24 protein-coding genes are annotated in these 25,284 nt (G+C 65.4%); 7 read left to right on the forward strand and 17 right to left on the reverse strand.

Annotated elements, in window-relative coordinates:
* Window positions 1–27: 27 nt before the first annotated feature.
* The 6 genes from WKW82_RS30035 to WKW82_RS30060 form a co-directional block, all read right to left on the reverse strand.
* On the reverse strand, window positions 28–1,566 hold the full coding sequence (locus tag WKW82_RS30035) for a UxaA family hydrolase (RefSeq protein WP_340346404.1): 1,539 nt from the start codon (window positions 1,564–1,566) through the stop codon (window positions 28–30).
* Between the two features lie 76 nt (window positions 1,567–1,642).
* Window positions 1,643–2,341 (reverse strand): SDR family NAD(P)-dependent oxidoreductase, encoded by a 699-nt coding sequence (locus WKW82_RS30040; protein WP_340346405.1) that lies wholly within the window; start codon window positions 2,339–2,341, stop codon window positions 1,643–1,645.
* Window positions 2,331–3,293 carry a Bug family tripartite tricarboxylate transporter substrate binding protein gene (locus tag WKW82_RS30045; RefSeq protein ID WP_340346500.1) on the reverse strand — a complete coding sequence of 321 codons (963 nt, stop codon included), beginning with the start codon at window positions 3,291–3,293 and terminating at the stop codon, window positions 2,331–2,333. The genes WKW82_RS30040 and WKW82_RS30045 overlap by 11 nt, the downstream gene beginning before the upstream one ends.
* Window positions 3,294–3,343: 50 nt before the next feature.
* Complete coding sequence (locus WKW82_RS30050) at window positions 3,344–4,513, reverse strand: sialidase family protein (RefSeq protein WP_340346406.1); 1,170 nt, start codon at window positions 4,511–4,513, stop codon at window positions 3,344–3,346.
* A 41-nt stretch (window positions 4,514–4,554) separates the two neighbouring features.
* Window positions 4,555–5,532, reverse strand: coding sequence for a hydroxyacid dehydrogenase (locus WKW82_RS30055; protein WP_340346407.1), 978 nt, complete (start codon window positions 5,530–5,532; stop codon window positions 4,555–4,557).
* A 10-nt stretch (window positions 5,533–5,542) separates the two neighbouring features.
* On the reverse strand, window positions 5,543–6,526 hold the full coding sequence (locus tag WKW82_RS30060) for a Bug family tripartite tricarboxylate transporter substrate binding protein (RefSeq protein ID WP_340346408.1): 984 nt from the start codon (window positions 6,524–6,526) through the stop codon (window positions 5,543–5,545).
* A 108-nt stretch (window positions 6,527–6,634) separates the two neighbouring features.
* Here WKW82_RS30060 and WKW82_RS30065 point away from each other — a divergent pair, with 108 nt between their 5' ends.
* Window positions 6,635–7,648 carry a LysR substrate-binding domain-containing protein gene (locus WKW82_RS30065; RefSeq protein ID WP_340346409.1) on the forward strand — a complete coding sequence of 338 codons (1,014 nt, stop codon included), beginning with the start codon at window positions 6,635–6,637 and terminating at the stop codon, window positions 7,646–7,648.
* Here WKW82_RS30065 and WKW82_RS30070 read toward each other — a convergent pair.
* Together WKW82_RS30070 and WKW82_RS30075 are read right to left on the reverse strand one after the other, a co-directional pair.
* Complete coding sequence (locus WKW82_RS30070) at window positions 7,566–8,513, reverse strand: alpha/beta hydrolase (RefSeq protein ID WP_340346410.1); 948 nt, start codon at window positions 8,511–8,513, stop codon at window positions 7,566–7,568. The two genes, WKW82_RS30065 and WKW82_RS30070, sit on opposite strands and share 83 nt — an antisense overlap.
* Window positions 8,510–9,397: a 2-keto-4-pentenoate hydratase gene (locus WKW82_RS30075; protein WP_422823627.1), complete on the reverse strand. Its 888-nt coding sequence runs from the start codon at window positions 9,395–9,397 to the stop codon at window positions 8,510–8,512. Before WKW82_RS30075 ends, WKW82_RS30070 begins: the two co-directional genes overlap by 4 nt.
* A 66-nt stretch (window positions 9,398–9,463) precedes the next feature.
* On the opposite strand from WKW82_RS30075, the gene WKW82_RS30080 reads away from it, so the two are divergent.
* Genes WKW82_RS30080 through WKW82_RS30095 form a run of 4 tightly spaced genes read left to right on the forward strand, consistent with a single transcriptional unit; the run spans window position 9,464 to window position 12,411 of the window.
* Window positions 9,464–10,600: an iron-containing alcohol dehydrogenase gene (locus WKW82_RS30080; protein WP_340346412.1), complete on the forward strand. Its 1,137-nt coding sequence runs from the start codon at window positions 9,464–9,466 to the stop codon at window positions 10,598–10,600.
* A gap of 10 nt (window positions 10,601–10,610) precedes the next feature.
* Window positions 10,611–11,306: a nitrile hydratase subunit alpha gene (gene nthA, locus WKW82_RS30085; RefSeq protein WP_340346413.1), complete on the forward strand. Its 696-nt coding sequence runs from the start codon at window positions 10,611–10,613 to the stop codon at window positions 11,304–11,306.
* The gene (gene nthB, locus WKW82_RS30090; protein WP_340346414.1) at window positions 11,303–11,968 is read left to right on the forward strand and encodes a nitrile hydratase subunit beta; all 666 of its coding nucleotides are present in this window, start codon (window positions 11,303–11,305) and stop codon (window positions 11,966–11,968) included. Before nthA ends, nthB begins: the two co-directional genes overlap by 4 nt.
* Window positions 11,969–11,997: 29 nt before the next feature.
* Entirely contained in the window at window positions 11,998–12,411 is a 414-nt protein-coding gene (locus tag WKW82_RS30095) for a nitrile hydratase accessory protein (protein WP_340346415.1), read from the forward strand.
* On the opposite strand, the gene WKW82_RS30100 is transcribed toward WKW82_RS30095, so the two are convergent.
* The 7 genes from WKW82_RS30100 to cyoA all read right to left on the reverse strand — a co-directional run bounded on the left by WKW82_RS30100 (window position 12,404) and on the right by cyoA (window position 19,219).
* On the reverse strand, window positions 12,404–12,943 hold the full coding sequence (locus WKW82_RS30100; protein ID WP_340346417.1) for a response regulator transcription factor: 540 nt from the start codon (window positions 12,941–12,943) through the stop codon (window positions 12,404–12,406). The genes WKW82_RS30095 and WKW82_RS30100 overlap by 8 nt on opposite strands.
* The gene (locus tag WKW82_RS30105) at window positions 12,933–14,249 is read right to left on the reverse strand and encodes an ATP-binding protein (RefSeq protein WP_340346501.1); all 1,317 of its coding nucleotides are present in this window, start codon (window positions 14,247–14,249) and stop codon (window positions 12,933–12,935) included. Before WKW82_RS30105 ends, WKW82_RS30100 begins: the two co-directional genes overlap by 11 nt.
* 143 nt (window positions 14,250–14,392) lie before the next feature.
* Window positions 14,393–15,145 carry an SURF1 family protein gene (locus WKW82_RS30110; protein ID WP_340346419.1) on the reverse strand — a complete coding sequence of 251 codons (753 nt, stop codon included), beginning with the start codon at window positions 15,143–15,145 and terminating at the stop codon, window positions 14,393–14,395.
* Window positions 15,142–15,522, reverse strand: a complete 381-nt coding sequence (gene cyoD / locus WKW82_RS30115) for a cytochrome o ubiquinol oxidase subunit IV (protein ID WP_340346420.1) — start codon at window positions 15,520–15,522, stop codon at window positions 15,142–15,144. The genes WKW82_RS30110 and cyoD overlap by 4 nt, the downstream gene beginning before the upstream one ends.
* A complete protein-coding gene (gene cyoC / locus WKW82_RS30120; RefSeq protein WP_340346421.1) occupies window positions 15,519–16,148 on the reverse strand; it encodes a cytochrome o ubiquinol oxidase subunit III in 630 nt (209 codons plus the stop codon). Before cyoC ends, cyoD begins: the two co-directional genes overlap by 4 nt.
* Window position 16,149: 1 nt before the next feature.
* Entirely contained in the window at window positions 16,150–18,144 is a 1,995-nt protein-coding gene (gene cyoB / locus WKW82_RS30125; RefSeq protein WP_340346422.1) for a cytochrome o ubiquinol oxidase subunit I, read from the reverse strand.
* A gap of 19 nt (window positions 18,145–18,163) precedes the next feature.
* Window positions 18,164–19,219, reverse strand: coding sequence for a ubiquinol oxidase subunit II (cyoA, locus tag WKW82_RS30130; protein ID WP_340346423.1), 1,056 nt, complete (start codon window positions 19,217–19,219; stop codon window positions 18,164–18,166).
* A 235-nt stretch (window positions 19,220–19,454) separates the two neighbouring features.
* On the opposite strand from cyoA, the gene WKW82_RS30135 reads away from it, so the two are divergent.
* Window positions 19,455–20,747, forward strand: a complete 1,293-nt coding sequence (locus WKW82_RS30135) for an MFS transporter (RefSeq protein WP_340346502.1) — start codon at window positions 19,455–19,457, stop codon at window positions 20,745–20,747.
* A 337-nt stretch (window positions 20,748–21,084) separates the two neighbouring features.
* Here the strand turns inward: WKW82_RS30135 and WKW82_RS30140 are convergent, their stop codons facing one another.
* Both WKW82_RS30140 and WKW82_RS30145 read right to left on the reverse strand, forming a co-directional pair.
* A complete protein-coding gene (locus tag WKW82_RS30140; protein ID WP_340346424.1) occupies window positions 21,085–22,155 on the reverse strand; it encodes a phospholipase in 1,071 nt (356 codons plus the stop codon).
* A gap of 89 nt (window positions 22,156–22,244) precedes the next feature.
* Entirely contained in the window at window positions 22,245–24,602 is a 2,358-nt protein-coding gene (locus WKW82_RS30145; protein WP_340346425.1) for a Tex family protein, read from the reverse strand.
* A gap of 123 nt (window positions 24,603–24,725) precedes the next feature.
* Here WKW82_RS30145 and WKW82_RS30150 point away from each other — a divergent pair, with 123 nt between their 5' ends.
* Window positions 24,726–25,241, forward strand: a complete 516-nt coding sequence (locus WKW82_RS30150; protein WP_340346426.1) for a hypothetical protein — start codon at window positions 24,726–24,728, stop codon at window positions 25,239–25,241.
* The last annotated feature ends 43 nt before the right edge of the window (window positions 25,242–25,284 follow it).

Below are 25,284 nucleotides of genomic sequence, written 5' to 3' on the forward strand. Positions count from 1 at the left end.
ACGCATCCGGGGCGGTGGAAAGCAACATCAACTCACGATGCCCATGTGCCACGGCACGAACTCGTGGTTGCCCAACCCCAGCTCCTCGCTCTTCGTCTTCTTCCCCGAAGCCGCGTCGAGGATGCGCTCGAAGATGCGCTGGCCCATCTGCTGCACATCCACCTCGCCATCGAGCACCGCGCCGCAGTTGATGTCCATGTCCTCTTCCAGGCGCGTGAACATCGGCGTGTTGCTGGCCAGCTTGATCGTCGGCGCGGGCTTGCTGCCGAACATCGAACCGCGGCCGGTGGTGAAGCAGATCAGGTTGGCGCCGCTGGCGATCTGGCCGGTGGCCGCCACCGGGTCGTAGCCCGGCGAATCCATGAACACGAAGCCAGCCTTGTCGATCGGCTCGGCGTATTCGTAGACCGCCTGCAAGGGCGTCGTGCCGCCCTTCATGGCCGAGCCCAGCGACTTCTCGAAGATGTTGGCCAGCCCGCCCGCCTGGTTGCCCGGGCCGACCACACCGTTGAACTGCCCGTTGTGGCCGCGCGTGTACTCCTCCCACCAGGCCAGGCGGTCCAGCAACTTCTGGCCGACCTCGGCACTGATGGCACGCCGCGTGAGCATGTATTCGACGCCATGGATTTCCGGCGTCTCCGACAGGATGGCCGTGCCGCCGTGCCGCACCAGGATGTCCATCGCCGCACCGAGTGCCGGATTGGCGGTGATGCCGGAAAAGCCATCCGACCCGCCGCATTCCAGGCCGATCTTCAGATGCGCCGCGCTGACCGGCTGGCGCTTGACGTCATTGGCCGACGGCAGCATCGCCTCGATCGCAGCAATGCCCGCGGCGATCGTGGCGCGCGTGCCGCCGGTGTCCTGCATCACGAAGGTCTTGACGTGGCTGCCCAGCGTCAGGCCTTGCGAGGCAACGAGGTCCGCCACCTGGTTGCGCTCGCAGCCCAACCCGACGATCAGCACGCCGCCCAGGTTGGGATGGCGCGCATAGCCGGCGATGGTCCTTCGCAGCACGTCGAAATGCTCGCTGGGAGAAGACATGCCGCAGCCGCTGGTCTGCGCGAAAGCGACCACGCCGTCGATGTTCGGATACGGCGCCAGGCGCTCCGGCGTGAAGTGCGCAGCGATGTGATGAATGGCCGTCGCCGAGCAGTTCACCGAGGAGATGAGCCCGATGAAGTTGCGCGTGGCGACCCGCCCATCCGGGCGCACGATGCCCATGAAGGTGGCGCGCTCGGCCTCCGGCACGTAGTCCACCGGCCGCACGTCCTCGCAGAAGCCGGGGTCGCGGTCGAAGTCGATCAGTTCCAGGTTGTGCGTGTGCACGTGTTCGCCGGCCTCGATGTCGCGCATCGCCGCGCCGATCACCGTGTCGTACTTGCGCACGGGTTCGCCCGCGGCGATGCGCCGCGCCGCAATCTTGTGGCCCGCTGGCACCTGGGCGCGCATGCGCAGGCCGAACTCGGGCAGTTCCTGGCCCAGCGCGATCGGCGCGCGGGCGACCAGCACGTTGTCGTTGGCGTGCAGCGAGATCAGGGGGGAGATGGTCTGTTTGTCGGTGGTCATGCTGGGGTCCTTGAGCGACGCGGGTTTCGAGGCGCTGGCGCATGGTTGGAAAGCGAGGCGGACATGGTTGTCGAAATCATCTTGGCAGCGAGGAGCCGCCGCAGACCTGAATGTCCTGCCCGGTGATCGGCGCAGCGTCATCGGACAGGAGGAATGCGACGAGCGCCGCCACCTCTTCAGGTCGGATCAGGCGGCCGAGCGGTGGCAGCTTGGGTTGGGTGGACGCACGGGCCGGGTCCGCGAGCATGGCCGTGTCGGTCGCGGCCGGCGACACCACATTGACCGTCACGCCCTGGGCCGCGACCTCGGAGCCCCAACTGCGGGCCAGCGCGATCAGTGCCGCCTTGCTGGCTGCGTACTGGCTGCGGCCGGGCATGCCGCCGGAGACGCGACTGCCGATCAGCACCATGCGACCAGCGCCGGCCGAGGCCATCCGCGGCAGCAAGGCGTTGGCGAGCCGCGACGCGGCATCCACGTGCAGGCGCCACATCAACGCGCCGTCGTCGGCGTCCATGGCGCCAAGCGCGCCGGGACGCAACACACCCGACGCATGCACCACCGCCTGCGGCGTGCCCAGCCTGGCGACCAAGGCATCGACCTCGCCTCCCTCACTCAGGTCGCAAGCCAAGGCGGTGAACGCCGGATGATCGATGTCCGGCGCGCCGCGCTGCACGCCAGTGACCTGCCAGCCATCGGCCAAGAGGCGCTGCGCCACGGCCCGGCCGATGCCGGAGCTGCTACCCGTGACGACGGCACGCGGCGCATCAGTCGGCACGGATCTTCCCTTCGTTGATGATCTTCTGTGCCTTCGCCATGTCCTCCTGCTCGAACTTGACGAAGTCCGCGACGGAGCCGCCGTTGACTTCCAGCCCCTGGCTGACCAGCTTCTCGCGCATGTCGGTCGAGAGCGCCTTGTTCACCTCGGCATTCAGCTTGGCCACCACCTCCGCCGGCAGCTTGGCCGGACCCCAGAGCCCATACCAGCTGTAGAACTCGTAGCCCGGAATGGTCTCGGCAACCGTCGGCACATCCGGCATGCTGGGCAGGCGCGCCTTCGACGTGACGGCCAGCAGGCGCAGGCGGCCGGATTTCACGTAGGAGGTAGATCCGAGGATCGGGTCGATGAAGCCGTTGATCTGGCCGCCGATCAGGTCCTGGTAGGCAGGCGCCGAGCCCTTGTACGGCACGATCATGAGGTCGGCATTGCCCGACCGCTTCAGCAACTCCGTCGAAAGATGGCCAGCGGAACCGGTCGAGCCGATGGCGAAGCTGAGCTTGCCGGGGTTGGCCTTGGCATACGTGATCAGGCCCTTGATGTCCTTCGCCGGAACGTCGTTGTTGACCGAGACGCCCAGCGGCGCCTTGGCCACCAGCGCGATCGGGGAGAAGTCCTTGATCACGTCGTACGGCGCCTTCATGGTCATCGGCGTCGTCGCATGCGTCGAGGGCGCGAACAGCAGCGTGTAGCCGTCGGCCTGGGCCTGCTTGACCGCCATGGCGCCGATGGTGCCGACGCCGCCTGGCTTGTTGTCGATGATGAAGGACTGGCCCGTTTGCTCGGCGAGCTTCTGCGCCAGTTGTCGGCCGACCACGTCGAGCGTGCCGCCCGGCGGGAACGGGATGATGATCGTCACCGTCCTGGACGGATAGGCATCGGCCCACGCGCCACCCAATGTGGCGTACAGGGCCGCGGCGACGGTCGCACGGAGAAGGCTGGCTCGCTTGATCATGGTGTTGTGTCTCTTTGTGGGTATGGAGGGGTCGACGTCGCTGTTGCTCAGGCCTGCGTGATCCAGTCCGGCATCACCCGCGCATGGCGGATGTGCTTGCGGAACACGGTGTAGGCCACATGCAGGGCGCCGTCGGCGGTCTGGCGCAGGGAGGGATAGGAGTACTCGCGGTTGAGGCCGCGGGCGGAGTCATTGCTCATGCACCAGCCGTCGCCAGTTTCCAGGTTGCGCTGCCACGGCCAGGTCTGCCCGTCGTCGTCCGACAGCGCGAGCGTCATCGGTGCGCGCGGTGCGCCCCAGAAAGCGCGGCGCATCGTCTTCGGCGGCGCTTCCACCACGGCGGCTCCGTCGGCAGAAGTCGCCTGGTCTTCGAGTTCGTCGTAGAGCGAATCGCGCCGCTCGGTCGCATCCGCTGCGCTGCTGGCGTTCAGGATCATCGCGAGCCGCCCGTCGGCCAGGCGCAGCGCCTGGATCGACGAGTTGTTGTTGGGCAGCGCGGTCGGCACGGGCTTGCGCCAGCTGAGGCCGCCGTCCTCGCTGCGGGTCATGTAGATGTTGTCGGCCCAGCGGCTGCGGAAGAAGCCCAGCAGGCTGTTGCCCGCGGCCGGCACGATGCTCATGTGCACGCAGCCCACGCTGTCCGGCACCGGTATGCGCTGCCATGTGGCACCCTGGTCGGTCGAGCGCAAGACGGCGCTTTCGTCGAGGCTGCCGTCCCATTTCTGGCCGGGCACGACGCGGCAATCGAAGATCGGCAGCAGCCAGGTGCCGTCCGTGTGCACATGGATGGGCTGGCGCACGAAGGTGCCCGCGGGTGCATCCGCCAGCGTCTCGGTCGCGCCCCAGCTCTTGCCGTTGTCGTGCGAAATGCGGCGACGCACGACAGCCGTGTCCTGGTTGCCGGAAAGCTGCGCCGTGTGCAACAGCCACAGCGGACCGCCCGGCACGGGAAACAGGATCGGGTTCTGCTCCGAACGCTCGACGTCATTCGAGAGCTGCGTCGGCTGCGACCATTCGCCCGCCTCGGCATCCAGTCGGGCCATGTAGACCGAGATGTCGGAGCGCCCTTCCATCGAGCCGCCGAACCAGACGCAGGCCAGCGTTCCGTCGTGCAAGACCATCAGGTTCGCCGCATGGGCCTGCACGCAGGCGGACGGCAGGTCCGCGACCTCGCGGGCGGAATCTTCGGGATGGGTGCGCAGCTCGGCGTTGGACATTCTTTGTCTCCGTGTTCTGTTGAAGGGGTGCGGCGAGGTGGTCAGGCCGCGCGCTGCGCCGGTCCGGCCACCACATGGCCCGGAGGCAAGGCCTGCCCGGCGAGCGCGTTCACGACGTTCTGCGCGGTCATGGTCGCCACACGCAACGCCGCCTGGCGGGTGACGCCTGCGACGTGTGGCGTGAGGATGACGTTGTCGAGCGTGAGCAGCGGGTTGTCCGCGCCGAGGGGCTCCACCTCGAAGGTGTCGAGGCCCGCGCCGCCCAGGTGTCCGCTGCGCAATGCCTCGACCAATGCCGCTTCATCGACGACCGGGCCGCGCGCCGTGTTCACGACGAGTGCGCCGGGCTTCATGAGCGCCAGTTCGCGCTGCCCGATGAGACCGCGCGTCTGCGCCGTCAACGGGCAGTGCAGGCTCAGGATGTCGATGCGCGGCAGCAGCTTGTGCAGATCGGATTCGATCTCGAAGCCATCGGCCTCGCGTCGTGTGCCGCTCATCACCACGACCTGCGCGCCGAGTGCCGATGCAAGCCGTGCCGTGCTGCGGCCGATGCTGCCGTAGCCGACGATCCCGACCACCGATCCACGAAAGTCTCGCCCCAGCCACGAGGTGCCTTCCCAGCCACCGGCCTTCAGCTTGCGGTCCAGGCGATGCAGGTCCCGCACGAGGGCCAGCATCAGCGCGATGGCATGCTCGGCGACCGCATCGGCATTGCCGCCCGGCGCCACGGCGACCGTGATGCCGCGACGCGCCGCCTCTGCAAGATCGACGCTGTCGACGCCCGCACCGTTCTTCGCGATGATCTTCAGGCCTTGCGCCATCGCAAGGACGCCCGCGGTAAAGGGCTTGGAGCCGCGCAGGATGACCGCGTCCACGTCCCCCTTGGAAAGCCGGCTGGCCAGGCTGGCCTCGTCGATGGGCTCGGCCATGAATTCGAGGCTGGCGCCCGCGTCGCGCAGGATCTGCTGCGCTTCCTGCATGAGGTGCTGGGCCGTGACGAGGACAGTGTGCTGGGGCATGGCAGTCCGATCAGTTCTTGGTCAACAGTTCCTTGAGCTTGAGCCGCTCGATCAGCACCTTGTCCTTGGCGACGGAGGCTGTCACGTACTTCTCGTACTCCGGCGCATCCAGGTACATCAGCGGCGCGTCGATCCTGGCGCAGGCCGCGGTGAACTCGGGGCTGGCCGCTGCGACCTTGAAGGCCGCGCGCAACTTGGTCATCACGTCGGCCGGAACGCCCTTCGGGGCGCCGATGCCGTTGGGCGCATCGACCACCACGTTGTAGCCGGATTCCTTCAGCGTCGGCACGTCCTTGAATTCGGTGGTGCGTTGTTCGCCCCAGGTCGCCAGCAGGCGCAGTTTGCCGGCCTTCACCTGCGGTGCCCAGGAGCTCGAATCGGCCAGCACATCGACGTGGCCGCCCATCAAGCCCTGCAATGCCTCCGAGCCACCCTTGTACGGAATGGCGTTGAACTTCACGCCCGCGGCGATGGCGAACTCTTCCATGCCCACGTGCGTGGCGCCACCCAGGCCGGCCGTGCCGTAGGTGATCTTGTCGGGATTCGCCTTGGCATCGGCAACCAGCTCCTTGAGCGTCTTCCACGGCGCCTCGGCGCGCACCGCAATGCCGAAGGTCTGGCCGGACACACGCGCGATGTAGCTCAGGTCCTTGAGCGGATCGAGCTGGACCGTGCCCAGTTGAGAGAAACGCGTCACCGAAATCGGAATCTGGCCGATCGTGTAGCCGTCCGCCTTGGCTGCTGCGAGCGCCTTGAGGCCGATCATCCCGGAGGCGCCCGCCTTGTTGTCCACCACCACCGATTGCCCGAGTTCCTTGGCCGCGGCTGCGCACAGCGCGCGCATCGTCACGTCGGCCGTGCCACCGGCGGGCCAGGGGCAGATGAAGGTAACGGGCCGATCCGGGTAGCCCGTGGCAAACGCGCGCGTCGAGGCAAGGGGAAGGGTTGCGGCAGCGAGGCTGTGCAGCATGAACTGGCGGCGAGTGTTTCGCATCTTGTCTCTCGTTCTTCGATTCGTGGAGCGCTGATTGTTGGCCGGCGCTTCATTACAATCCAATGAAATAAGCGACTCTCTTCATTCCGTTCTGGTTATGGAGCTTCAATGGCCGATATCGATCGGGTGCTACGGTCCAACCTCAAGCTGCGACACCTGCAGTTGCTGGTGGCGCTGGACGAGTTCCGCCATCTCGGGCGCGCTGCCGAATTCCTTTCCGTCAGCCAGCCGGCGGTCTCCAAGACGCTGGCCGAGATCGAGCGGATGTTCGACCTCAGCCTGTTCGTCCGGTCCACCCGCGGGACGGAACCCACCGCCTACGGGGTGGCCGTGGTCCGCTTTGCCCGCTCGGTGCTGGCCGACTATGGCCGCACGCGCGACGAGATCGATGCCGTCGCCGGTGGCGCCTCCGGGCGCGTCAGCGTGGGCGCGATGGTGGTGGCCACGCCCTCGTTGCTGGTGCGCGCCGTCGCGATGCTGAAGCAGCGTTCCAGCCAGACCACGGTGATGGTGGAAGAAGGCGATCTCACCCGGCTGCTGCCGCGACTGCGGGTCGGCGAACTCGATCTGTTCGTGGGCCGGCTGGAGCCTGGCTATGCGTCCCCCGACCTCGACACCGAGGCGCTCTATGCCGAACCGATGTGCATCGTCATGCGCCCCGACCACGCGTTCGTACGCGACCCGAAACTCGACTGGGCCAAGCTGGCCGCGCTGCCCTGGGTCGTCCCGCCGCCCTGGGCCTCGTCACGGATCAAGCTGGAGCAGATGTTCTACAAGCACGGCCTCGCGCCGCCGGTCGACATCGTGGAGACCGCGTCGTTCATGGTCACGCTGACCTTCGTACGCGAGCGTCCCGCGGTGGGCTTCCTGGCACGCGGTGTGGCACGGCACTTTGAAAGCGAGGGCCTGCTGAAGATCCTGAAGCTGGATGTCCCGATCGAGCTGCCGCCGGTCGGGATGATCACGCTGCGCGGAAGAAGCCGGACGCCCGCAACGGAGCAACTGATGGCCTGCCTGCGCGCAACGGCAGCCGCGATGCCTACGGAGTCAACGCCGCGCGCAAAGCCCGCGCGGCATCGGCTTGCGCAGTCAGCGCTTCCGGAATCGCGCGACCCATCTTGACGAATTCGTGGATCACACCGCGGTAGATCTCGAGGTCCACCGGCACGCCGGCGGCGCGCAGCTTGTCGGCATAGGCGATGCCTTCGTCGACGACCGGATCGCATTCGGCCAGCCCGATCCAGGCTGGCGCCACGCCTTCGACGTCATCGGCCAACAGCGGTGCGAAGCGCCAGTCCTCGCGATCCGCGGGGCTCCGCACGTAGCCTGCGAAGAAGTAGTCGATCAGCGCCTTGGTCAGCAAGGGCCCGTCCGCGTACAGCCGGTGCGAATCGGTGTCCTGGTGCGCGGCGACGCCGGGGTAGAACATCAGCTGCAAGGCGACCGGCAGGCCGACGTCGCGCGCCATGATCGCGCAGGCGGCCGTGAGTGCGCCGCCGGCGCTGTCGCCACCGAGCGCGAGGCGGGTGGCGTCCAGGCCTAGCGCCCCGCCCTCCTTCGCGATGTGCTGCACGGCGTCCCAGGCATCGTTCGACGCGGTCGGGAACTTGTTTTCGGGCGCGAGGCGGTAGTCGACCGAGACCACGGCACATCCGGCGTCGCGGCTGAGCACGCGGCACAGCGTGTCGTGCGTGCGGATGTTGCCGACGGTGAAGCCGCCGCCGTGGAAGTAGACCAGCACCGGCAGCACCTCGGCGGACGGCGCATACAACCGCGCCGGGATGGGATGGCCGTCCCGTGCCGGCACTGCGAAATCCTCGATCCGCGCGAGTGGCGGCTTCGGCACCTCCAGGACGCCGGCACCCTTTTCATAGGCCGCCTTGGCCTCGTCAGGCGTCATGGCGTTGAGCGGCGGATGACCCGCGCGCGCCATGCGCTCGACCACGCCGGCCATCTTCGGCGTCAGCGCCGCCTTGCGCCCCCTCATTTGAAACTCACCGACACCGACTGCGCCCCAGGCAAGCCGTCATAGCTCACCTGCACCGACTGCCCCGCCTTCGGCGTCAACAACGGGGAGAACGAGCCCAGGCTGATCAGGTCGCCGGGCCGCATCGCCAGGCCTTCCTTGGCCAGCGCATCGGCGAGCCAGACCACCGCGTCGAGCGGCTGGCCCAGGATGTCGCTGCCCTTGCCGCGCGCCAGTTCTGCGCCGGTGCCGCTGTCGGTGATGCGCACCGTCATGTCGCGCAGGGCTTCCAGCAGGTAGGCCTGCGCGAAGTCGGCTTGCGGGACGAGGACGGCGAGCCCTTTCACGCCGAGTCGCGCGCCCGCATTGATGGCCGTGACGCCGGGGCCGTTCAAGGCGGTGGTCGACTGCACGGCGAGGTCGGCGAGTTCGATGAAAGGCACGATCTGGTCGATCGCCGCCATCACGTCCGCCGGCGTCTTCGCGCGATTGATGGCCTCGCTGCGCACGCGCACCAGCAGGTCGGCTTCGTAGAGCGGGCGGGCCCCGAAGGCCGCGTCCACCGTCGCCCCGGTGTCCAGCACCATGCCCTGGTAGAGCACGCCCCACACCGGCTTGTCGTAGCCGAAGCGCTTCTGGATGTTGGAATTGGTCAGCCCGGCCTTGTAGCCGATGGGCGTGCCGTATCGGGCGAGCAGCAGCTTGTTGAGCTTGGCGCGCGTGCAACTGGCGTCGGCCTCGCTGAAGTCCTGCGGCGGATTCGCGGCCGGCATCCTCGCGGCCATGGCAGCAGCCATCGCGGCCACGTCGGCATCGCTCATGCATTCGGCCTGCGCTCCCGACGCCAGGGCCATGCCGAGCACAACGACAGCCACGGCGGCGGCAAGGGTATGTTTCATGTTCACGAAGGTCTGCGCTTTGTTAGATTGGCGGTTCGCATCCTACCGTTGCGCCACTGACCTCCACCCCACATGGCCCTCATCCAGTACCTCACCCAAGTCCAGTTCGAGTTCGGCGCCGTCCAACTGCTGTCGGCGGAATGCGCGCGCATCGGCATCAACCGGCCCATGATCGTCACGGATGCAGGCGTGCGCGCCGCAGGCGTCCTGCAGAAGGCGCTCGATGCACTGGGCGACCTGGAAGTGGCCGTGTTCGACCAGACGCCGTCCAATCCGACGGAAGCAGCGGTGCGCGCCGCCGTCGAGGTCTATCGCGGCCATCGCTGCGACGGCCTCATCGCCGTCGGTGGCGGCTCGGCCATCGATTGCGCCAAGGGCGTGGCCATCCTCGCCACGCACGAAGGGCCGCTCACCACCTACGCGACCATCGAAGGCGGCTCGCCGAAGATCACCGATCGCGTGGCCCCGCTGATCGCCGTGCCCACCACCAGTGGCACCGGCAGCGAGGTGGCCCGCGGCGCCATCATCATCGTGGACAACCACCGCAAGCTCGGCTTCCACAGCTGGTTCCTGATGCCGAAGGCCGCCATCTGCGACCCGGAACTCACGCTCGGCCTGCCGCCGCGACTGACGGCGGCCACCGGCATGGACGCGATCGCGCACTGCATGGAAACCTTCATGTCGGCCGCCTTCAACCCGCCGGCCGACGGCATCGCGCTCGACGGCCTGGAGCGCGCCTGGGGCCACATCGAACGCGCCACCAGGGACGGCAGCGACCGCGAGGCGAGGCTCAACCTGATGAGCGCCTCGATGCAGGGTGCGATGGCCTTCCAGAAAGGCTTGGGCTGCGTGCACAGCCTGAGCCACAGCCTGGGCGGGGTCGACCCGCGGCTGCACCACGGCACCCTCAACGCCCTCTTCCTGCCCGCGGTGATCCACTTCAACAGCGGCGCCGAGTCCGTGCAGAAGGACCGGCGCCTGCAGCGCATGGCGCAGGCCATGCATCTCGACTCCGCCGGCGATCTCGGCGACGCCATCCGCGACATGAACGCCCGCCTCGGCCTGCCAGCCGGGTTGGCGGAGGCCGGCGTGACGAGCGATCTGTTCGAGAAGATCATCGACGGCGCCATGGCCGACCACTGCCACAAGACCAACCCAAGGCTGGCAACGCGGGACGACTATCGGGTGATGCTGCAAGCGTCGATGTAAGGAGGGACGCATGGCCCACGATCCGCATCACGAGCCGCATCACGACCACGATCACGATCACGATCACGAGCACGAGCACGAGCGCCACGGCCACGATCACGGCCACGACGGCGATCACAGCGAACTCGGCGCCATGGACCTCCGGGTTCGCGCGCTGCAGAGCGTGCTCTCGCAAAAGGGCTACATCGACCCCGCCGCCCTCGATGTCCTCATCGACACCTACCAGAGCAAGATCGGCCCGCGCAACGGCGCGCGGGTGGTGGCCAGGGCCTGGGTCGATCCGACCTACCGCGAGTGGTTGATGCGCGATGCCAGCGCGGCCATCGCCTCGCTCGATTTCACCGGCCGCCAGGGCGAACACATGATCGCCGTCGAGAACACCGACGACCAGCACAACATGGTGGTCTGCACGCTCTGCAGCTGCTACCCCTGGCCGGTGCTTGGCTTGCCGCCAACCTGGTACAAGAGCGCGGTCTACCGCTCACGCGCCGTGAAGGACCCGCGCGGCGTGCTCGCCGAGTTCGGCGTCTCGCTCCCCGACACGACCGCCATCCGCGTCTGGGATTCGACCGCGGAGGTGCGCTACCTCGTGGTTCCGCAACGTCCCGCCGGCACCGAGGGCTGGAGCGAGGACCGGCTCGCGGACTTGGTCACGCGCGATTCGATGATCGGCACCGGGCTTGCGCGCACGCCGGAGCAGCGATGACCTACACCAGTCACGCGGACCTCGGCGGCCAGGACGTGCCGGGGCGCATCGTGCAGGAACCCGAAGGCGAAGTCTTCCACAGCGCCTGGGAACCACGCGTGCTGGCACTGACGCTGGCGATGGGTGGCACCGGTTCCTGGAACATCGACCAGAGCCGCAGCGTTCGTGAAACGCTCCCGGCCTATGCCCGCATGTCCTACTACGAGATCTGGCTCGCCGCGCTGGAGCGCCTGATGGCCGATCGCCTGCAGGTGCTGCCGGACGAAATCGAAGCCGGCCGCATGCTCTATCCGCCCCGCGAGACGAAGCGCGTGCTGCGCGCCGCGGAGGTTGCGGCCGCGCTGGCCAAGGGTTCGCCGACCTTGCGCCAGATTGATTCGCAGCCGCGCTTCCGCGCAGGCGACCGTGTCCGCACGCAGGTCCGCCATGTCGAACACCACACAAGGCTACCGGCCTATGCCCGCGGCAAGACCGGCATCGTCGAGCACCTGCACGGCGCCCATGTCTTCGCCGATGCCAACGCGCAGGGACTCGGCGAGCAGCCACAGTGGCTCTACACGGTCGTTTTCGACGGGCGCGAACTCTGGGGTGCGAATTCCGCGCCCGGCCTGCGCGTTTCCATCGATGCCTGGGAATGCTACCTGGAGCACTCAGCACCGTAGGAGCACACCCCGTGACCATGGAGAGCGCAATGATCACCTTGCCCCAATCCCTCGATCACTTGCCCATGCAGGACGGCGAACCCGTTTTCCGGGAACCCTGGGAGGCGCAGGCCTTCGCCATGGTCGTGTCCCTGCATGCGCAAGGATTGTTCACCTGGCGCGAATGGACCGCGGCACTCTCCACACAGATCCGTGGCGCGCGCGAAGCCGGCGAAGCCGACCTGGGTGACACCTACTACCACCATTGGCTCACCGCACTCGAGTGCCTGGTCGCCCTCAAGGGTGCTGGCACCGCCGAGGAACTCGAGCGCTATCGCCTCGCATGGGACCGCGCAGCCGAACGCACTTCGCACGGGAAGCCCATCGAGTTGCGGCAAGAGGATTTCCAGGCGATGCCTGCTCCAACGGCGACCGAAGTCCCGAGCGTGGACACGCCTATTTGACCTGCTGCTTGCCCAGCTTGCGGGCCAGCGTGCGCCGGTGCATGCCCAGGCGACGCGCAGTCTCCGATATGTTGAAGCCAGTGTCCGCGAGCGTCTCGTGGATGCGCTCCCACTCGAGCGTCTTGATCGAAGACGAACGATTGGTCAGCGCCACCTCCACGTCACCCGTGGAGCGGCCGAATGCCGCCTCGATGTCGTCGGTATTGGACGGCTTGGCCAAGTAGTGGCAGGCGCCGAGTTTGACGGCCTCGACAGCCGTCGCGATGCTCGCGAATCCTGTCAACACCACGATCAGCGTGGCCGGGTTGCGCGCATGAAGCGCCTGAACGCAGGCAAGTCCGGACGCCTGGCCATCCAGCTTGAGGTCGATCACCCCATAACGGGGGGTGCAAGTGCGCAGCAACACCAGCACTTCTTCGAGACTGGCAGCAAGAACCACCTGATACCCCCGGCGCTCGAACGAACGACCCAGCGTCCGCGCGAATGCCGCATCGTCCTCCACAATGAGCAAAAGGCGTTCATCAGCGTCCATATGTTTTCTTTTCCTCGAGCGTAAATGCAGCAAGCGGCAAGGAGATCGTAACCACCGCCCCACCGACTGTGCGATTGTGTGCGGAGACGGTGCCGCCAATCGTGCGGGCCACGTTCACCGACAAGAACAAGCCCAGACCTCCGCCTGGCCGCCCCTTGCTGGATTGGTAGGGCTTGCCGAATTGCCCCAGCATTTCGGGCGCGAATCCGGGACCCGTATCCGTCACCGTGATCACGAGCGAGCCGCCCTTGCGCATGGCTTCGAGGCTGCACCAATTCGGTGACGCCTCCAGTGCATTGTCCAGGACATTGCAGACCATCTGTTTCACAGCCGAATCCGACACCATGGGCAGGTCTTCGTGAAAGCGGTTGTCATAGGTGAACCAGCGCACCGGGCGAGTGCTGCGCCATTCCCCGACCAACTCGTCGAGAAACGTACACACGGTGGTCTTGACCGAAGACTCGCCACGCGCTTCACCCGCGGAAAGCAGGATGCCGCTCACAATGGTCTTGCAGCGTTGCACCTGGGCCTGCATCTCGACGAGTTCCTGGAGCAGCTCGCGATCGGCCATGAACGGACTCATGCGACGCCAGTCACCAAGGATCACGGCGAGCGTGGCCAATGGCGTTCCGAGTTCATGTGCCGCGCCGGAGGCCAGCAATCCCATGCGCACCACATGTTCTTCTTCGGCCGCACGCTGTCGCAAACTCGCCAGGCGCGCATCCCGCTCGCGCAGGTTGCCGCCAATGCGGGTGATGAAGATCACCAGCAACGCCACGTCGAGGGCAAAGCAAATCAGCATGCCTTGCACATACGGGCTCGACAGCCCGCCCGCCTGGTCGAGCGGCAGTGGCAACGGGCGCCCATAGAGGGCCAATCCGCCAAAGCAGGCAATGGAGATCCCGACAAGGGTCCAAGTCGCCCGGGGAGTCAGCAGCACCGCACCCAGGTTGACTTGCAACAGGTACAGGAAGATGAACGGGTTGGAAGCGCCGCCACTCAGGTAGAGCTGCGCCGTCAGCGTGGCCACGTCGACCAGCAAGGCGACAAACAGGCGGCGGTTCGTCACCTCCTTCGGACTGCGCCAACGCACCATGCTCGCGATGTTGAACACGGCCAGGGCCGCCAGCACGGCCAGCATTGTCTCGATGGGCAGCGGGATATCGAAGCCGAAGTGCACCACCCCGATCGTGAAGAACTGCCCTGCCACGGCGATCCAGCGAAGCTGGATCAACTGCAGCATGTTCTTGTGGCCGGTGACGTTGTCGACGCGCGCGGCGTCGATGGTGATGGACGGGTTTCCCATCCCCCTATCTTGCCGCCGCTTTGCCGCCCTCCCGTCTGGACCTGGGTTGATGCGGCTTTTCTTGGGTCGATGTGGCTTTGCCGTCTCGACCCAATCCCCCGCTGGGGGCGGGCTGGGCAGGGACAGGCCCTGGGGCCCTTGACTCAATCCCCTACCGAGGTCGGGCCGGGCTCTGCCCGGTCCTGGGGGCCTTGTCGCCGGAAGATCCACGCAGCACCGACCACCATGAGTGCCAATGCGTACCAGGTCAGTGCATAGACGAGGTGGTTGTTCTGGAAAGAGATGACGGTAAGTCCGCCTGCGGGCCATGCATGCTCGCCCGCGGACGGGATCGCGTCCGCATCGATGAAATACGGCGCAACCTTGGCCAGCCCTTTTGCGGCGGCAATAGCCTGCACGTCGCGCGAATACCAACGGCTGGTCGCTGCATCATTGCTGCGCAGGAAGCCGCCCTTCGGTTCGGTCACGCGGAGCAAACCGGTGACGGTCGTCACGCCCAGGGGCTCCGACGCGGTTCGCGCCGTGCGCTCTCGCGCCTCGGGCGGCACGAAACCGCGGTTGACGAGCACCACGCTTCCATCGCGCACCTGGCGTAACGGCGTCAGCACCCAGAAGCCGCTGCCCAACGTGGTCACCGCCTGGACCAGGGACTCCTTGTCATGCAGGAAGGTGCCGGTCACGCTGACGTGCCGGTATTCGTCGCGTACGGCATTGACTTCAGGCCAGTTCGCAGGCTCCGGCGCCGCCACTGCAGATGCATGCACCCGCTGTTCAACCCGTTCGATGAGATCGAGCTTCCAAGCCCTGCGCTCGACCTGCCAGGTTCCAAGCCCCACGAATCCAGCAAAAAGAAGGACTGCAACGGTGGCCGCAGCCACCCGCGCAACGCCCCTCAAGGCATGTTCTTCATTTCATGCGCTGACATCGGCATCATGTTGTGATTCAGGTGGAACATCACCCAGATCGATCCGGACAACGTGATGACGACAAGGATCAATGTGAAGGCCAGCGCGGTCATCGACCAGCCACCCTCGACCTTCGTATTCATGTGCAGGAAATAGATCATGTGCACGAAGATCTGCACGATGCCGAAGGCCAGGATCACCAGGATCGTGGTGCTCTGCTTGTCGAAGACCTTGCCCATGACGAGCCAGAAAGGAATCGCCGTGAGGATGACCGACAGGAAAAATCCCTTCAGATAGCCGCTCAGCGTACTGTGCGGCGCACCACCGCCGTGTCCATGGTCGTCGTGGGCGTGATCTGGAGCGCTCATGGCAGTGATCCCATCAAGTAAACAAAAGTGAAGACCCCAATCCAGACCACGTCCAGAAAGTGCCAGAACATCGACAGGCACAGCAGGCGGCGCTTGTTCGCCTCGATGAGGCCGTGCTTGCCGACCTGCACCATCAGCACCCCGAGCCAGATGATGCCGCAGGTGACATGGAGCCCGTGCGTGCCGACCAGCGCGAAGAACGACGACAGGAATGCACTGCGTTGTGGTCCGGCGCCCTCGTGGATCAGGTGGGCAAACTCGTACATTTCAATGCCGAGGAAGGCCAGGCCGAAGAGTCCGGTGACGAACAACCAGCGCTGCATCGAAGCGACCTTGTTCTTCTGCATCTCGAGGATCGCGAAGCCATACGTGATCGACGAGAACAGCAGCATCGAGGTGTTGAGCGCCACCAGCGGCAGCTCGAACAGGTCAGCGCCCGTCGGACCCGCCGCATAGCTGCGACCCAGCACCCCGTACGTCGCGAAAAGGACCGCGAAGATGAGACAGTCGCTCATCAGGTAGATCCAGAACCCCAGCATCGTCCCGTTCTCGACGTGATGCTCTTCCTTGAGGTAGAAGCTCACGTCACCGGACGCCGTCAAGTTGGCTGTAGAAGAAGCGGTCATGTCAGATATTGCTGGCGGCAAGCATGCGGGTGCGGGCGGCTTCGGTCCGGGCGACCTCTTCGACGCCGACGTGATAGTCGCGCTTGTAGTTGAACGTATGGACGATGACGGCGACGAATAGCGCGAAGAACGACACGCCCGCGATCAGCCACATGTGCCAGATCATTGCAAACCCGAACACGATACTGAGCCCGGCCAGGATGATGCCGGCGCCGGTGTTCTTCGGCATGTGGATCGGAATGAAGCCCTCAAGTGGCCGCGTATAGCCGCGCTTCTTCATGTCGTACCACGCGTCGTTGTCGTGGATCACGGGCGTGAAGGCGAAGTTGTAGGCAGGCGGCGGCGACGAGGTCGACCATTCGAGGGTCCGGCCGTCCCACGGGTCGCCCGTCGTGTCTTTGAGCTGTTCGCGCCGCATGAAGCTCACGACGAGCTGGATGAGGAAGCAGGCGATGCCGATGGCAATCAGGAAGGCGCCGAAGGCCGCGATCTGGAACCAGATCTGCAGGGACGGATCATCGAACTTGCTCAGGCGCCGCGTCACACCCATCAGGCCCAGCGCGTACAGCGGCATGAACGCGAAGTAGAAGCCGATGAGCCAGAACCAGAACGAGCACTTGCCCCAGAACGGATCGAGCTTGAAGCCGAAGGCCTTCGGGAACCAGAAGGTGATGCCCGCCATCAAGCCGAACAGCACGCCGCCGATGATCACGTTGTGGAAGTGGGCGATCAGGAACAGGCTGTTGTGCAGCACGAAGTCAGCCGGCGGCACCGCCAGCAGCACGCCCGTCATGCCCCCGATCACGAAGGTGACCATGAAGCCGATCGTCCACAGCATCGGCACTTCGTAGCGGATGCGGCCGCGGTACATGGTGAACAACCAGTTGAAGATCTTCGCCCCGGTCGGGATCGAGATGATCATCGTCGTGATGCCGAAGAACGAATTCACGCTGGCGCCCGAGCCCATCGTGAAGAAGTGGTGCAGCCACACGAGGTACGACAGGATCGTGATCACGACCGTGGCGTAGACCATCGACGAGTAGCCGAACAGCCGCTTGCCAGAGAAGGTCGACACGACTTCGGAGAACACGCCGAACACCGGCAGCACCAGGATGTACACCTCCGGGTGGCCCCAGATCCAGATCAGGTTCACGTACATCATGGCATTGCCGCCAAGGTCGTTCGTGAAGAAGTTGAAGTCCAGGTAGCGGTCGAGCGACAGCAACGCAAGCACGGCGGTGAGCACCGGGAAGGCAGCGACGATCAGCACGTTGGTACACAGCGCGGTCCAGGTGAAGACCGGCATCTTCATGAGGCCCATGCCAGGCGCGCGCATCTTCAGGATGGTCACGACCAGGTTGACGCCTGATAGGAGCGTTCCTATCCCCGCCAGCTGCAATGACCATATGTAGTAGTCGACCCCCACGTCCGGGCTGTGCATCAGGCCGGACAGCGGCGGGTAAGCCAGCCAACCCGTGCGCGCGAACTCGCCGACGAACAGCGACGCCATCACCAGCACGGCACCCGTGACGGTCATCCAGAAGCTGAAGTTGTTGAGGAACGGAAAGGCCACGTCGCGTGCGCCGATCTGCAGCGGCACCACGAAGTTCATGAGGCCCGTGACGAGCGGCATGGCCACGAAGAAGATCATGATCACGCCGTGCGCCGTGAAGATCTGGTCGTAGTGGTGAGGCGGCAGGTAGCCCTCATTGCCGTTGAAGGCGATAGCTTGCTGCACTCGCATCATGATGGCGTCGGCAAAGCCACGCAGCAGCATGATGATGCCAAGGATGATGTACATCACCCCGATCTTCTTGTGATCGATGCTCGTGAACCACTCGCGCCACAGGTAGCCCCAGAGCTTGAAGTAGGTCACTGCGCCCAGGAGGGCTACGCCGCCCAGCACGACGGCCGCAAAGGTCGCGATCAGGATGGGTTCGTGGTAGGGGATGGCTTCGAGCGTCAGGCGGCCGAAGATGAGCTTGGTGAGATCCATAGGGATTGCGGACGCCTGATCAGTTGGTGCGGGGAGATGCGTTCGACACGAGGGGATCTGTCGGATCGTTGATGCTGCACATGGCGGCGACGAAGGTGCGAGCCGGCTTGCCGTCAGGCGAGGCCGGCACCGAGGTCACGTTATAGGCACTCGGCTTGCCGAGTCCGCCGCTGTTGTCGATGGCCATCATGTCCTTGATGCACATCTTGCCGGCTTCGACGCAGCGATTGAGGATGGCGCCATAGAGGTCGGGCGCCACGGTGGCATAACGCTTCACCGGCACTGCCTCGCTGGGCTTTTCGAGTTCAAGGTAGCCCGCCCTGTCGAGGGTGCCCCCGCCGTCCTTGGCCTTCTGCACCCAGGCATCGAAACCATCCGCAGCCAGGCCATGGAACTTGAACTTCATGTGCGAGAAGCCATGCCCGCTGAAGTTGGCGGAGAAGCCTTCGAACTCGCCGGGCTTGTTGATGACGGCATGGAGTTGGGTCTGCATGCCCGGCATGGCGTAGATCTGGCCGGCCAGTGCGGGAATGAAGAACGAATTCATGACGCCGGAAGCCGTGATCTTGAACTGGATGGGCCGGTCGACTGGCGCCGCCACTTCATTGACCAGTGCGATGCCCTGCTCCGGATAGATGAACAGCCACTTCCAGTCGAGCGCAACCACCTCGACAACCAGCGGCGCCACACTGGGTGCGATCCCGCGCTTCTTGTCCAGGCGCTTGAGTTCGCGGTAGGGATCGAGCGTGTGGGTGCTGATCCAGGTGACGGCGCCCAGGGCAATGATGATCAGCAGCGGCGCCGCCCAGATCAGCAGTTCAAGCTGGGAGGAATGATCCCAGTCGGGCCGGTAATCGGCTTCCTCGTTGGACGCGCGATAGCGGTATGCGAAGACCAGCGTCAGCACGATCACCGGAATGATGATCACGAGCATCAGCAAGGTCGAAACGATGATGAGATCTCGCTGCTGCAGTGCGATGTCGCCAGAGGGGCTCATCGTCACCCAGTCGCAACCCGCCAGCAAGGCGGCTGCCGGGAGCAGAAAGAGACCACGAAGGTACTTGAGTGAAGACATGCCGTGCGGGAGGGTGGTAAGCGTGGGCGGGAACGAGCAGAATCTAAGTCCAACGGAGGGCGAAGGGCATTGGACGTTTTGTCCTATGTCTGGCGCAAGATGCATTGGACGTTTTGTCCTATGGCAAGATTTATCAAGCAATGCGACCCTCCGTATTTGTGTGACCACACCCTAATCACAAGCGAGCACGATGTCCAGCATCAGCCAACAACAAAATGACTTGTCGCCCCGTGGCATGGAGCGCGACGTCAGCAAGCTCAATTCCGGACATTCCGGCGTTGCTCCCAGCGAGATCGCCGTCGGCGTGATTGTCGGGCGAGCCTCGGAGTATTTTGACTATTTTGTCTACGGCATCGCCTCGGTGCTGGTGTTCCCGGGAGTGTTCTTCCCGTTCGAGGAACCGCTGGAAGGCACCTTGTATTCGTTCGTGGTGTTCGCCCTCGCATTCATTGCGCGGCCCATCGGCACCATCGTCTTCTTCAACATAGAACGCCGGTGGGGCCGCGGCGTCAAGCTGACGTCGGCGCTCTTCATGCTTGGATTTGCCACAGCGGGCATTGCCTTCCTGCCGGGCTATGAAAGCATCGGGCCTTGGGCGATTGTGTTGCTGTCGGTCTTGCGTTGCTTCCAAGGCTTCGGTCTGGGCGGCTCGTGGGATGGCCTGCCGTCGCTGCTCGCTCTCCATGCTCCTCCGAAGCGCCACGGCTGGTACGCCATGATTCCGCAGCTCGGTGCGCCTATTGGCTTCATCATCGCTGCAGGCCTGTTCCTCTACCTCTACACCGAATTGACGCCGGCGGATTTCATGGATTGGGGTTGGCGCTATCCGTTCTACGTCGCATTCACGATCAACGTGGTGGCACTCTTCGCGCGTCTGCGGATCGTGGTGACCGAAGAGTACGAACAGTTGCTCGACAAGTATCAATTGCACCCCGTCGAGAAGGTCAGTGAATTGCTGGACACCAGTGGCGGCAGTGTCGTGATCGGCGCTTTTGCTGCGCTCGCCAGCTATGCCCTGTTCCATCTTGTGACGGTGTTTCCGCTGTCCTGGCTCATCGTGCATTCGGCCCAGGCCATCGATGACATCCTGATAGTGCAGATCTTCGGTGGCGTACTGGCGTTGTTCGGTGTGATGGCTTCCGGCTGGATTGCCGACCGGATTGGCCGCCGCAGCACGCTGGGCATCATGGCCGCGTTGATCGGCGTCTTCGCGGCGCTTTCGCCGCTGATGCTCGGCGGGCAAGTCATTCACCAGAACATTTTCATCCTGGTCGGATTTGCGCTACTGGGCCTGTCCTACGGCCAGTCCGCGGGCGCGGCAACCGGCAACCTCGAGGCCAAATACCGCTATACCGGCGCCGCGCTCACGTCCGATCTCGCATGGCTGATTGGTGCGGCATTTGCGCCGCTGGTGGCCATCGGCCTGTCCTCCCACTTCGGCCTGGTCGCCTTGAGCGGCTACCTGCTCTCCGGCGTGGTGTGCACGCTGTTGGCGCTGCGTATCAATCGCTCACTCAACAAGGATTGAATAGACCCACCCCCGAATGCGCCTGCGGCGCCGGGGGCGGCCGCCAGCGGCGGCTGCTCTTGCGAGCCGTCCAAGCCTACAGCCTGCGCAGGCAGGGCTTGGAGCCGCTGCCCTCAGCCCGTCAAGCCGGCGCACCCAGCGGCCCGGAAAACCACCCGGTTCCGCGGGAAGGTTGGCCCAACCCCGAAGCGCCTGCGACGCTTCCCCCCTCAAGGCGACGCACCCGGCGGCCCGGCAATCCGGTTCCGCGGGTGCCCACGAACAGGCAGTTCTCGCGCTGCTCTGTCTTGTTCTGCGCTTGACTGCAAAGCCCTCTGTGCGCGGTTGCTTCAAGTGACTACAGCGCGCCGACCTGGCCCAGGTCGGGCCGCGCCAGCCACTCCTGCCATTCGTCCGCAAGCCGGTGCGCCTCGGCCGCCGCCTTGCGCCAGGCCGCCACCCTGCCCTGCATATCGTTGCCATAGCGCAGGAAGTCATTGCGGTCGGGCAACTTGCCGTTCGGCAACGTCTTGACCCAATCCGTGTCGGGCGCGAGCAACACCATGCGGTCGAGAAAGTGTGTCGATTTGTGCCGCCACTTCAGGCCCTTGTCGAGCCAGCCGGGCACCACGGCCTTCTGGAAATGCGGATACAGCACGAGGCCATCGTCGTTGCTGTAGTTCAGATGCAGGTGATAGTCAGTGATACCACCGTCCCAGTAAGCGCCGGGCGGCGCACCGGGGATGTCGTGTACGGCTTCGAGCATGAAGGGGATGGAGCATGAAGCCTGCAGCGCCGGCGCGAAATTGGCTTCGTCCAGCGCCACCTGGCGTGTGCGGAAATCGCGGGTGGCAAAAGGCAACGCCGCGCCGGGACTCGAGAACACCACACGCTCCAGCCATGCGCCGAGGCTGCGGCGATGCACGCTGTTGGTGACGAAGGCACCGAGGTATCCCACCGGCGTTCGCGCAGGCCCTTCGCGACCCAGGATATGGCGTCCTCGCGACGTGATGACGTGCAGCCTGAACCGCGAATGGTGCGTGACCTCGGCCACGCGACCCGCGAAGAACCCGCGCAAGTCATTGCCGAATTGACGGCTCACCTGCTGCGCCGTCAGGCGCTTCTGTCCCTCCGGTACGTCGAAGTGCTGGTGGATGTAGCCGTGCTCGAACTGTTCCAGGGCGGTGGTCACGTCGTCGAGGCACGCATTCGCCAGGCGCCACGCTCCGATGGAGGCCCCCACCAGATCGACGGGCTGGTTCGACCGCGGCAACCATTCGCCGAACGTGAAGCGGTCCAGCGGCCCGAGGATCAGGCCTTTTGGCCCGCCAGCCGCGCCGGGGATGGTGCGCACGTGTTGCGGAAGCAACCCGTGCCGGGCAATGTGCTCGCGTGCGAGTGGGCCGGCATGAATTCGCAGCGCTTTCATGCAGGGCGTTCAAGCAATATCCGTGCGCCTGCAGCACACGCACCAACGCGTGCCGCCGTCACGCGCATCAAGTCACCTGCGTGAGCCACCTACTTGCGCAGTCCCTGCAGCTTGGCGAAGGCGTTGGCCATCTGGCTGGATGGCTGCGGCGTGCTGTCGCGGCGTGGACCCTGCTGCTGGCCGCGGCTGGCGCCTTCGAAGCGGTTGTCCCGCGGACCGTCGCGGCGCGGCGGTGCAGCGTCGAGCTTCATCGACAAGCCGATGCGCTTGCGCGCCACGTCCACCTCCATCACCTTGACCCTGACGATGTCGCCGGTCTTCACGACCTCGCGCGCATCGTTGACGAACTTGTGCGAGAGCTGGCTCACATGGACCAGGCCGTCCTGGTGCACGCCCAGGTCGATGAAGGCGCCGAACTGCGCGACGTTGCTGACCGTGCCTTCGAGGACCATGCCTTCGACCAGGTCCTTGATGTCTTCCACGCCGTCGTTGAAGCGCGCGACCTTGAAGTCGGGGCGCGGGTCGCGGCCGGGCTTCTCCAGTTCGCCGAGGATGTCCTTGACCGTGATGACACCGAACTTCTCGTTGGCGAAGAGCTCGGGCTTCAACGTCTTGAGCATCTCGGCGCGGCCCATCAGCTCGGTGATCGGCTTGCCGGTCTTGACCATGATCTGCTCGACCAGCGGATAGGTTTCCGGGTGCACGCCGGTGATGTCGAGCGGGTTGCTGCCGCCGCGCACGCGCAGGAAGCCGGCGCTCTGCTCGAAGGCCTTGGGGCCGAAACCCGTGACTTCGAGCAATTGCTTGCGCGTGACAAAGGCGCCATTCGCTTCGCGCCATCGAACGACAGACTTCGCTACGCTGGCTGACAGGCCCGATACGCGGCTCAGCAGCGGCACGCTGGCCGTATTGAGGTCCACACCCACGGAGTTCACGCAGTCTTCCACCACCGCATGCAGCGTGCGCGTGAGCTCGCTCTGGTTCACGTCATGCTGGTACTGGCCGACGCCGATGCTCTTGGGGTCGATCTTCACGAGTTCGGCCAATGGGTCCTGCAGGCGGCGCGCGATGCTCGCAGCGCCGCGCAGGCTCACGTCGACATCGGGCATTTCCTGCGATGCGAATTCGCTCGCAGAGTAGACGGAGGCGCCGGCTTCACTGACGACCACCTTGTCGATGGTCATGGCCGGCGCGCCGGCTTGCGCGGCCATCTTGCCAAGCAGCTTGATGAGGTCGGCGGCGAGCTTGTCGGTCTCGCGGCTGGCGGTGCCGTTGCCGATGGCGATCAGGTTCACACCGTGCTTCGCGCACAACTTGCCGAGCGTGTGCAGCGAACCTTCCCAGTCCTTGCGCGGCTCGTGGGGGAACACGGTGGACGTTTCGACCAGCTTGCCGGTGGCGTCGACCACCGCAACCTTCACGCCGGTGCGGATGCCGGGGTCCAGACCGAGCACGACGCGCGGGCCCGCCGGCGCTGCCAGGAGCAAGTCGCGCAGGTTGTCGGCAAAGACCTTGATCGCGACCTTCTCGGCTTCTTCGCGCAGGCGGGTGAACAGGTCGCGCTCGGTCGAGAGGGACAGCTTCACGCGCCAAGTCCAGGCCACGGCCTTGCGGATCAGGTCATCGGACGCGCGGCTCGCATGGCTCCAGCCCAGGTGCAGCGCGATCTTGCCTTCGGCGATCGACGGCTTGCCCGGTTCGGGCTCGACCGGTAACACCAGCTTGGCATCGAGGATCTCCAGCGTGCGGCCGCGGAACACGGCCAGCGCGCGGTGCGAGGGCACGCGGCCGATGGGTTCGTCGTAGTCGAAGTAGTCGCGGAACTTGGAAACGTCGGCGTTGTTCTCGTCCTTGCCCGCCATCAACGACGACTTGAAGAGGCCTTCGCTCCACAGCCATTGGCGCAGCGACTGCACCAGCACCGCGTCTTCGGCCCAGCGCTCGGCGAGGATGTCGCGCACGCCGTCCAGCACCAGTTGCACCGTGGAAAAGTCGAGCCCGTCTGCGGCCGGCTTGACGAAAGCCACGGCCTCCTCCTGCGGGTTGAGCGTGGGATTGGCGAAGAGCTTGTCGGCCAGCGGTTCGATGCCGGCCTCGCGCGCCATCTGGCCCTTGGTCCGGCGCTTGGGCTTGTAGGGCAGGTAGAGGTCTTCCAGCTCCTGCTTGGTCGGCGCGAATTCGATGGCCGCGCGCAGTTCGGGCGTGAGCTTTCCCTGGTCCTCGATGCTCTTGAGCACGGCAGCACGTCGATCTTCCAGTTCGCGCAGGTAGCTGAGGCGCGCTTCGAGTTCGCGCAGTTGTATGTCGTCCAGACCGTCGGTGGCCTCCTTGCGGTAGCGGGCGATGAAGGGAACCGTGGCGCCGCCGTCGAGCAGGTCGATGGCGGCCTTGACCTGGTGCTCGCCGACTTTGATTTCTGCCGCAAGCTGGCGAATGATTTTCTGCATGTCTGAACCGAGTCTCCGGCGGGCGCCGCAGGGGGCAGCGCGGATAAAGCGCAGAAGTTTGCCACACGGGCTCGCGCAACGAGGGAGGTAAATCCGTCGGCTTACAGGGCTATGCTGCCCTCGATGAACACCCCTCCCCGCCCAGCGCGACGAAGCGTATTGCGCGCCATCGTCACGGCCCTGCTGGTGCCGGTGTTGCTGTTCGAGGAATGGGGTTGGGCGCCGTTGGCCGCGCTGGCCGCTCGCTTGGGCCGGCTGCCGCTCTGGGCGCGGCTGGAACACAAGGTCAGCGCTTTGCCGCCGTGGGGTGCCCTGGTGGTGCTGCTCGTGCCGATGGTCACGCTGTTTCCCGTGAAGCTGATGGCGCTCTATTTCTTCGGGCTGGGGCACTTCAAGACCGGCGTCGTCCTGCTGATCGGCGCCAAGATCGCGGGCACGGCCATCGTCGCGCGCCTGTTCCAGCTCACGCTGCCGGCGCTGATGCAACTGCCGCAGTTCGCAAAGTGGTATCCGCGCTGGAAGGCGTGGAAGGACCGCGTGCTGTTGCAGGTCCGCGGCAGTGCCACGTGGCGTGCCGTGCACGCATTCAAGCGCGACATGCGGCGCTGGTGGCACGCACTGCGGCACGGGACGGATTGAATTCGCTGGCGCGCCGGCTGCCGCTGGACTCGAAGCTGGGCGG

It is taken from the genome of Variovorax rhizosphaerae (assembly GCF_037889975.1).
Classification (GTDB): Bacteria; Pseudomonadota; Gammaproteobacteria; order Burkholderiales; family Burkholderiaceae_C; genus Variovorax; species Variovorax rhizosphaerae.

What these genes read in the sequence shown, in the direction of transcription:
- WKW82_RS30035 (WP_340346404.1), bottom strand. Translation starts at nt 1,566, where the DNA reads ATGACCACCGACAAACAGACCATCTCCCCCCTGATCTCGCTGCACGCC.
- WKW82_RS30050 (WP_340346406.1), bottom strand. Translation starts at nt 4,513, where the DNA reads ATGTCCAACGCCGAGCTGCGCACCCATCCCGAAGATTCCGCCCGCGAG.
- WKW82_RS30055 (WP_340346407.1), bottom strand. Translation starts at nt 5,532, where the DNA reads ATGCCCCAGCACACTGTCCTCGTCACGGCCCAGCACCTCATGCAGGAA.
- WKW82_RS30060 (WP_340346408.1), bottom strand. Translation starts at nt 6,526, where the DNA reads ATGCGAAACACTCGCCGCCAGTTCATGCTGCACAGCCTCGCTGCCGCA.
- WKW82_RS30065 (WP_340346409.1), top strand. Translation starts at nt 6,635, where the DNA reads ATGGCCGATATCGATCGGGTGCTACGGTCCAACCTCAAGCTGCGACAC.
- WKW82_RS30070 (WP_340346410.1), bottom strand. Translation starts at nt 8,513, where the DNA reads ATGAGGGGGCGCAAGGCGGCGCTGACGCCGAAGATGGCCGGCGTGGTC.
- WKW82_RS30080 (WP_340346412.1), top strand. Translation starts at nt 9,464, where the DNA reads ATGGCCCTCATCCAGTACCTCACCCAAGTCCAGTTCGAGTTCGGCGCC.
- nthA (WP_340346413.1), top strand. Translation starts at nt 10,611, where the DNA reads ATGGCCCACGATCCGCATCACGAGCCGCATCACGACCACGATCACGAT.
- nthB (WP_340346414.1), top strand. Translation starts at nt 11,303, where the DNA reads ATGACCTACACCAGTCACGCGGACCTCGGCGGCCAGGACGTGCCGGGG.
- WKW82_RS30095 (WP_340346415.1), top strand. Translation starts at nt 11,998, where the DNA reads ATGATCACCTTGCCCCAATCCCTCGATCACTTGCCCATGCAGGACGGC.
- WKW82_RS30100 (WP_340346417.1), bottom strand. Translation starts at nt 12,943, where the DNA reads ATGGACGCTGATGAACGCCTTTTGCTCATTGTGGAGGACGATGCGGCA.
- WKW82_RS30105 (WP_340346501.1), bottom strand. Translation starts at nt 14,249, where the DNA reads ATGGGAAACCCGTCCATCACCATCGACGCCGCGCGCGTCGACAACGTC.
- cyoD (WP_340346420.1), bottom strand. Translation starts at nt 15,522, where the DNA reads ATGAGCGCTCCAGATCACGCCCACGACGACCATGGACACGGCGGTGGT.
- cyoC (WP_340346421.1), bottom strand. Translation starts at nt 16,148, where the DNA reads ATGACCGCTTCTTCTACAGCCAACTTGACGGCGTCCGGTGACGTGAGC.
- cyoB (WP_340346422.1), bottom strand. Translation starts at nt 18,144, where the DNA reads ATGGATCTCACCAAGCTCATCTTCGGCCGCCTGACGCTCGAAGCCATC.
- cyoA (WP_340346423.1), bottom strand. Translation starts at nt 19,219, where the DNA reads ATGTCTTCACTCAAGTACCTTCGTGGTCTCTTTCTGCTCCCGGCAGCC.
- WKW82_RS30135 (WP_340346502.1), top strand. Translation starts at nt 19,455, where the DNA reads ATGGAGCGCGACGTCAGCAAGCTCAATTCCGGACATTCCGGCGTTGCT.
- WKW82_RS30140 (WP_340346424.1), bottom strand. Translation starts at nt 22,155, where the DNA reads ATGAAAGCGCTGCGAATTCATGCCGGCCCACTCGCACGCGAGCACATT.
- WKW82_RS30145 (WP_340346425.1), bottom strand. Translation starts at nt 24,602, where the DNA reads ATGCAGAAAATCATTCGCCAGCTTGCGGCAGAAATCAAAGTCGGCGAG.
- WKW82_RS30150 (WP_340346426.1), top strand. Translation starts at nt 24,726, where the DNA reads ATGAACACCCCTCCCCGCCCAGCGCGACGAAGCGTATTGCGCGCCATC.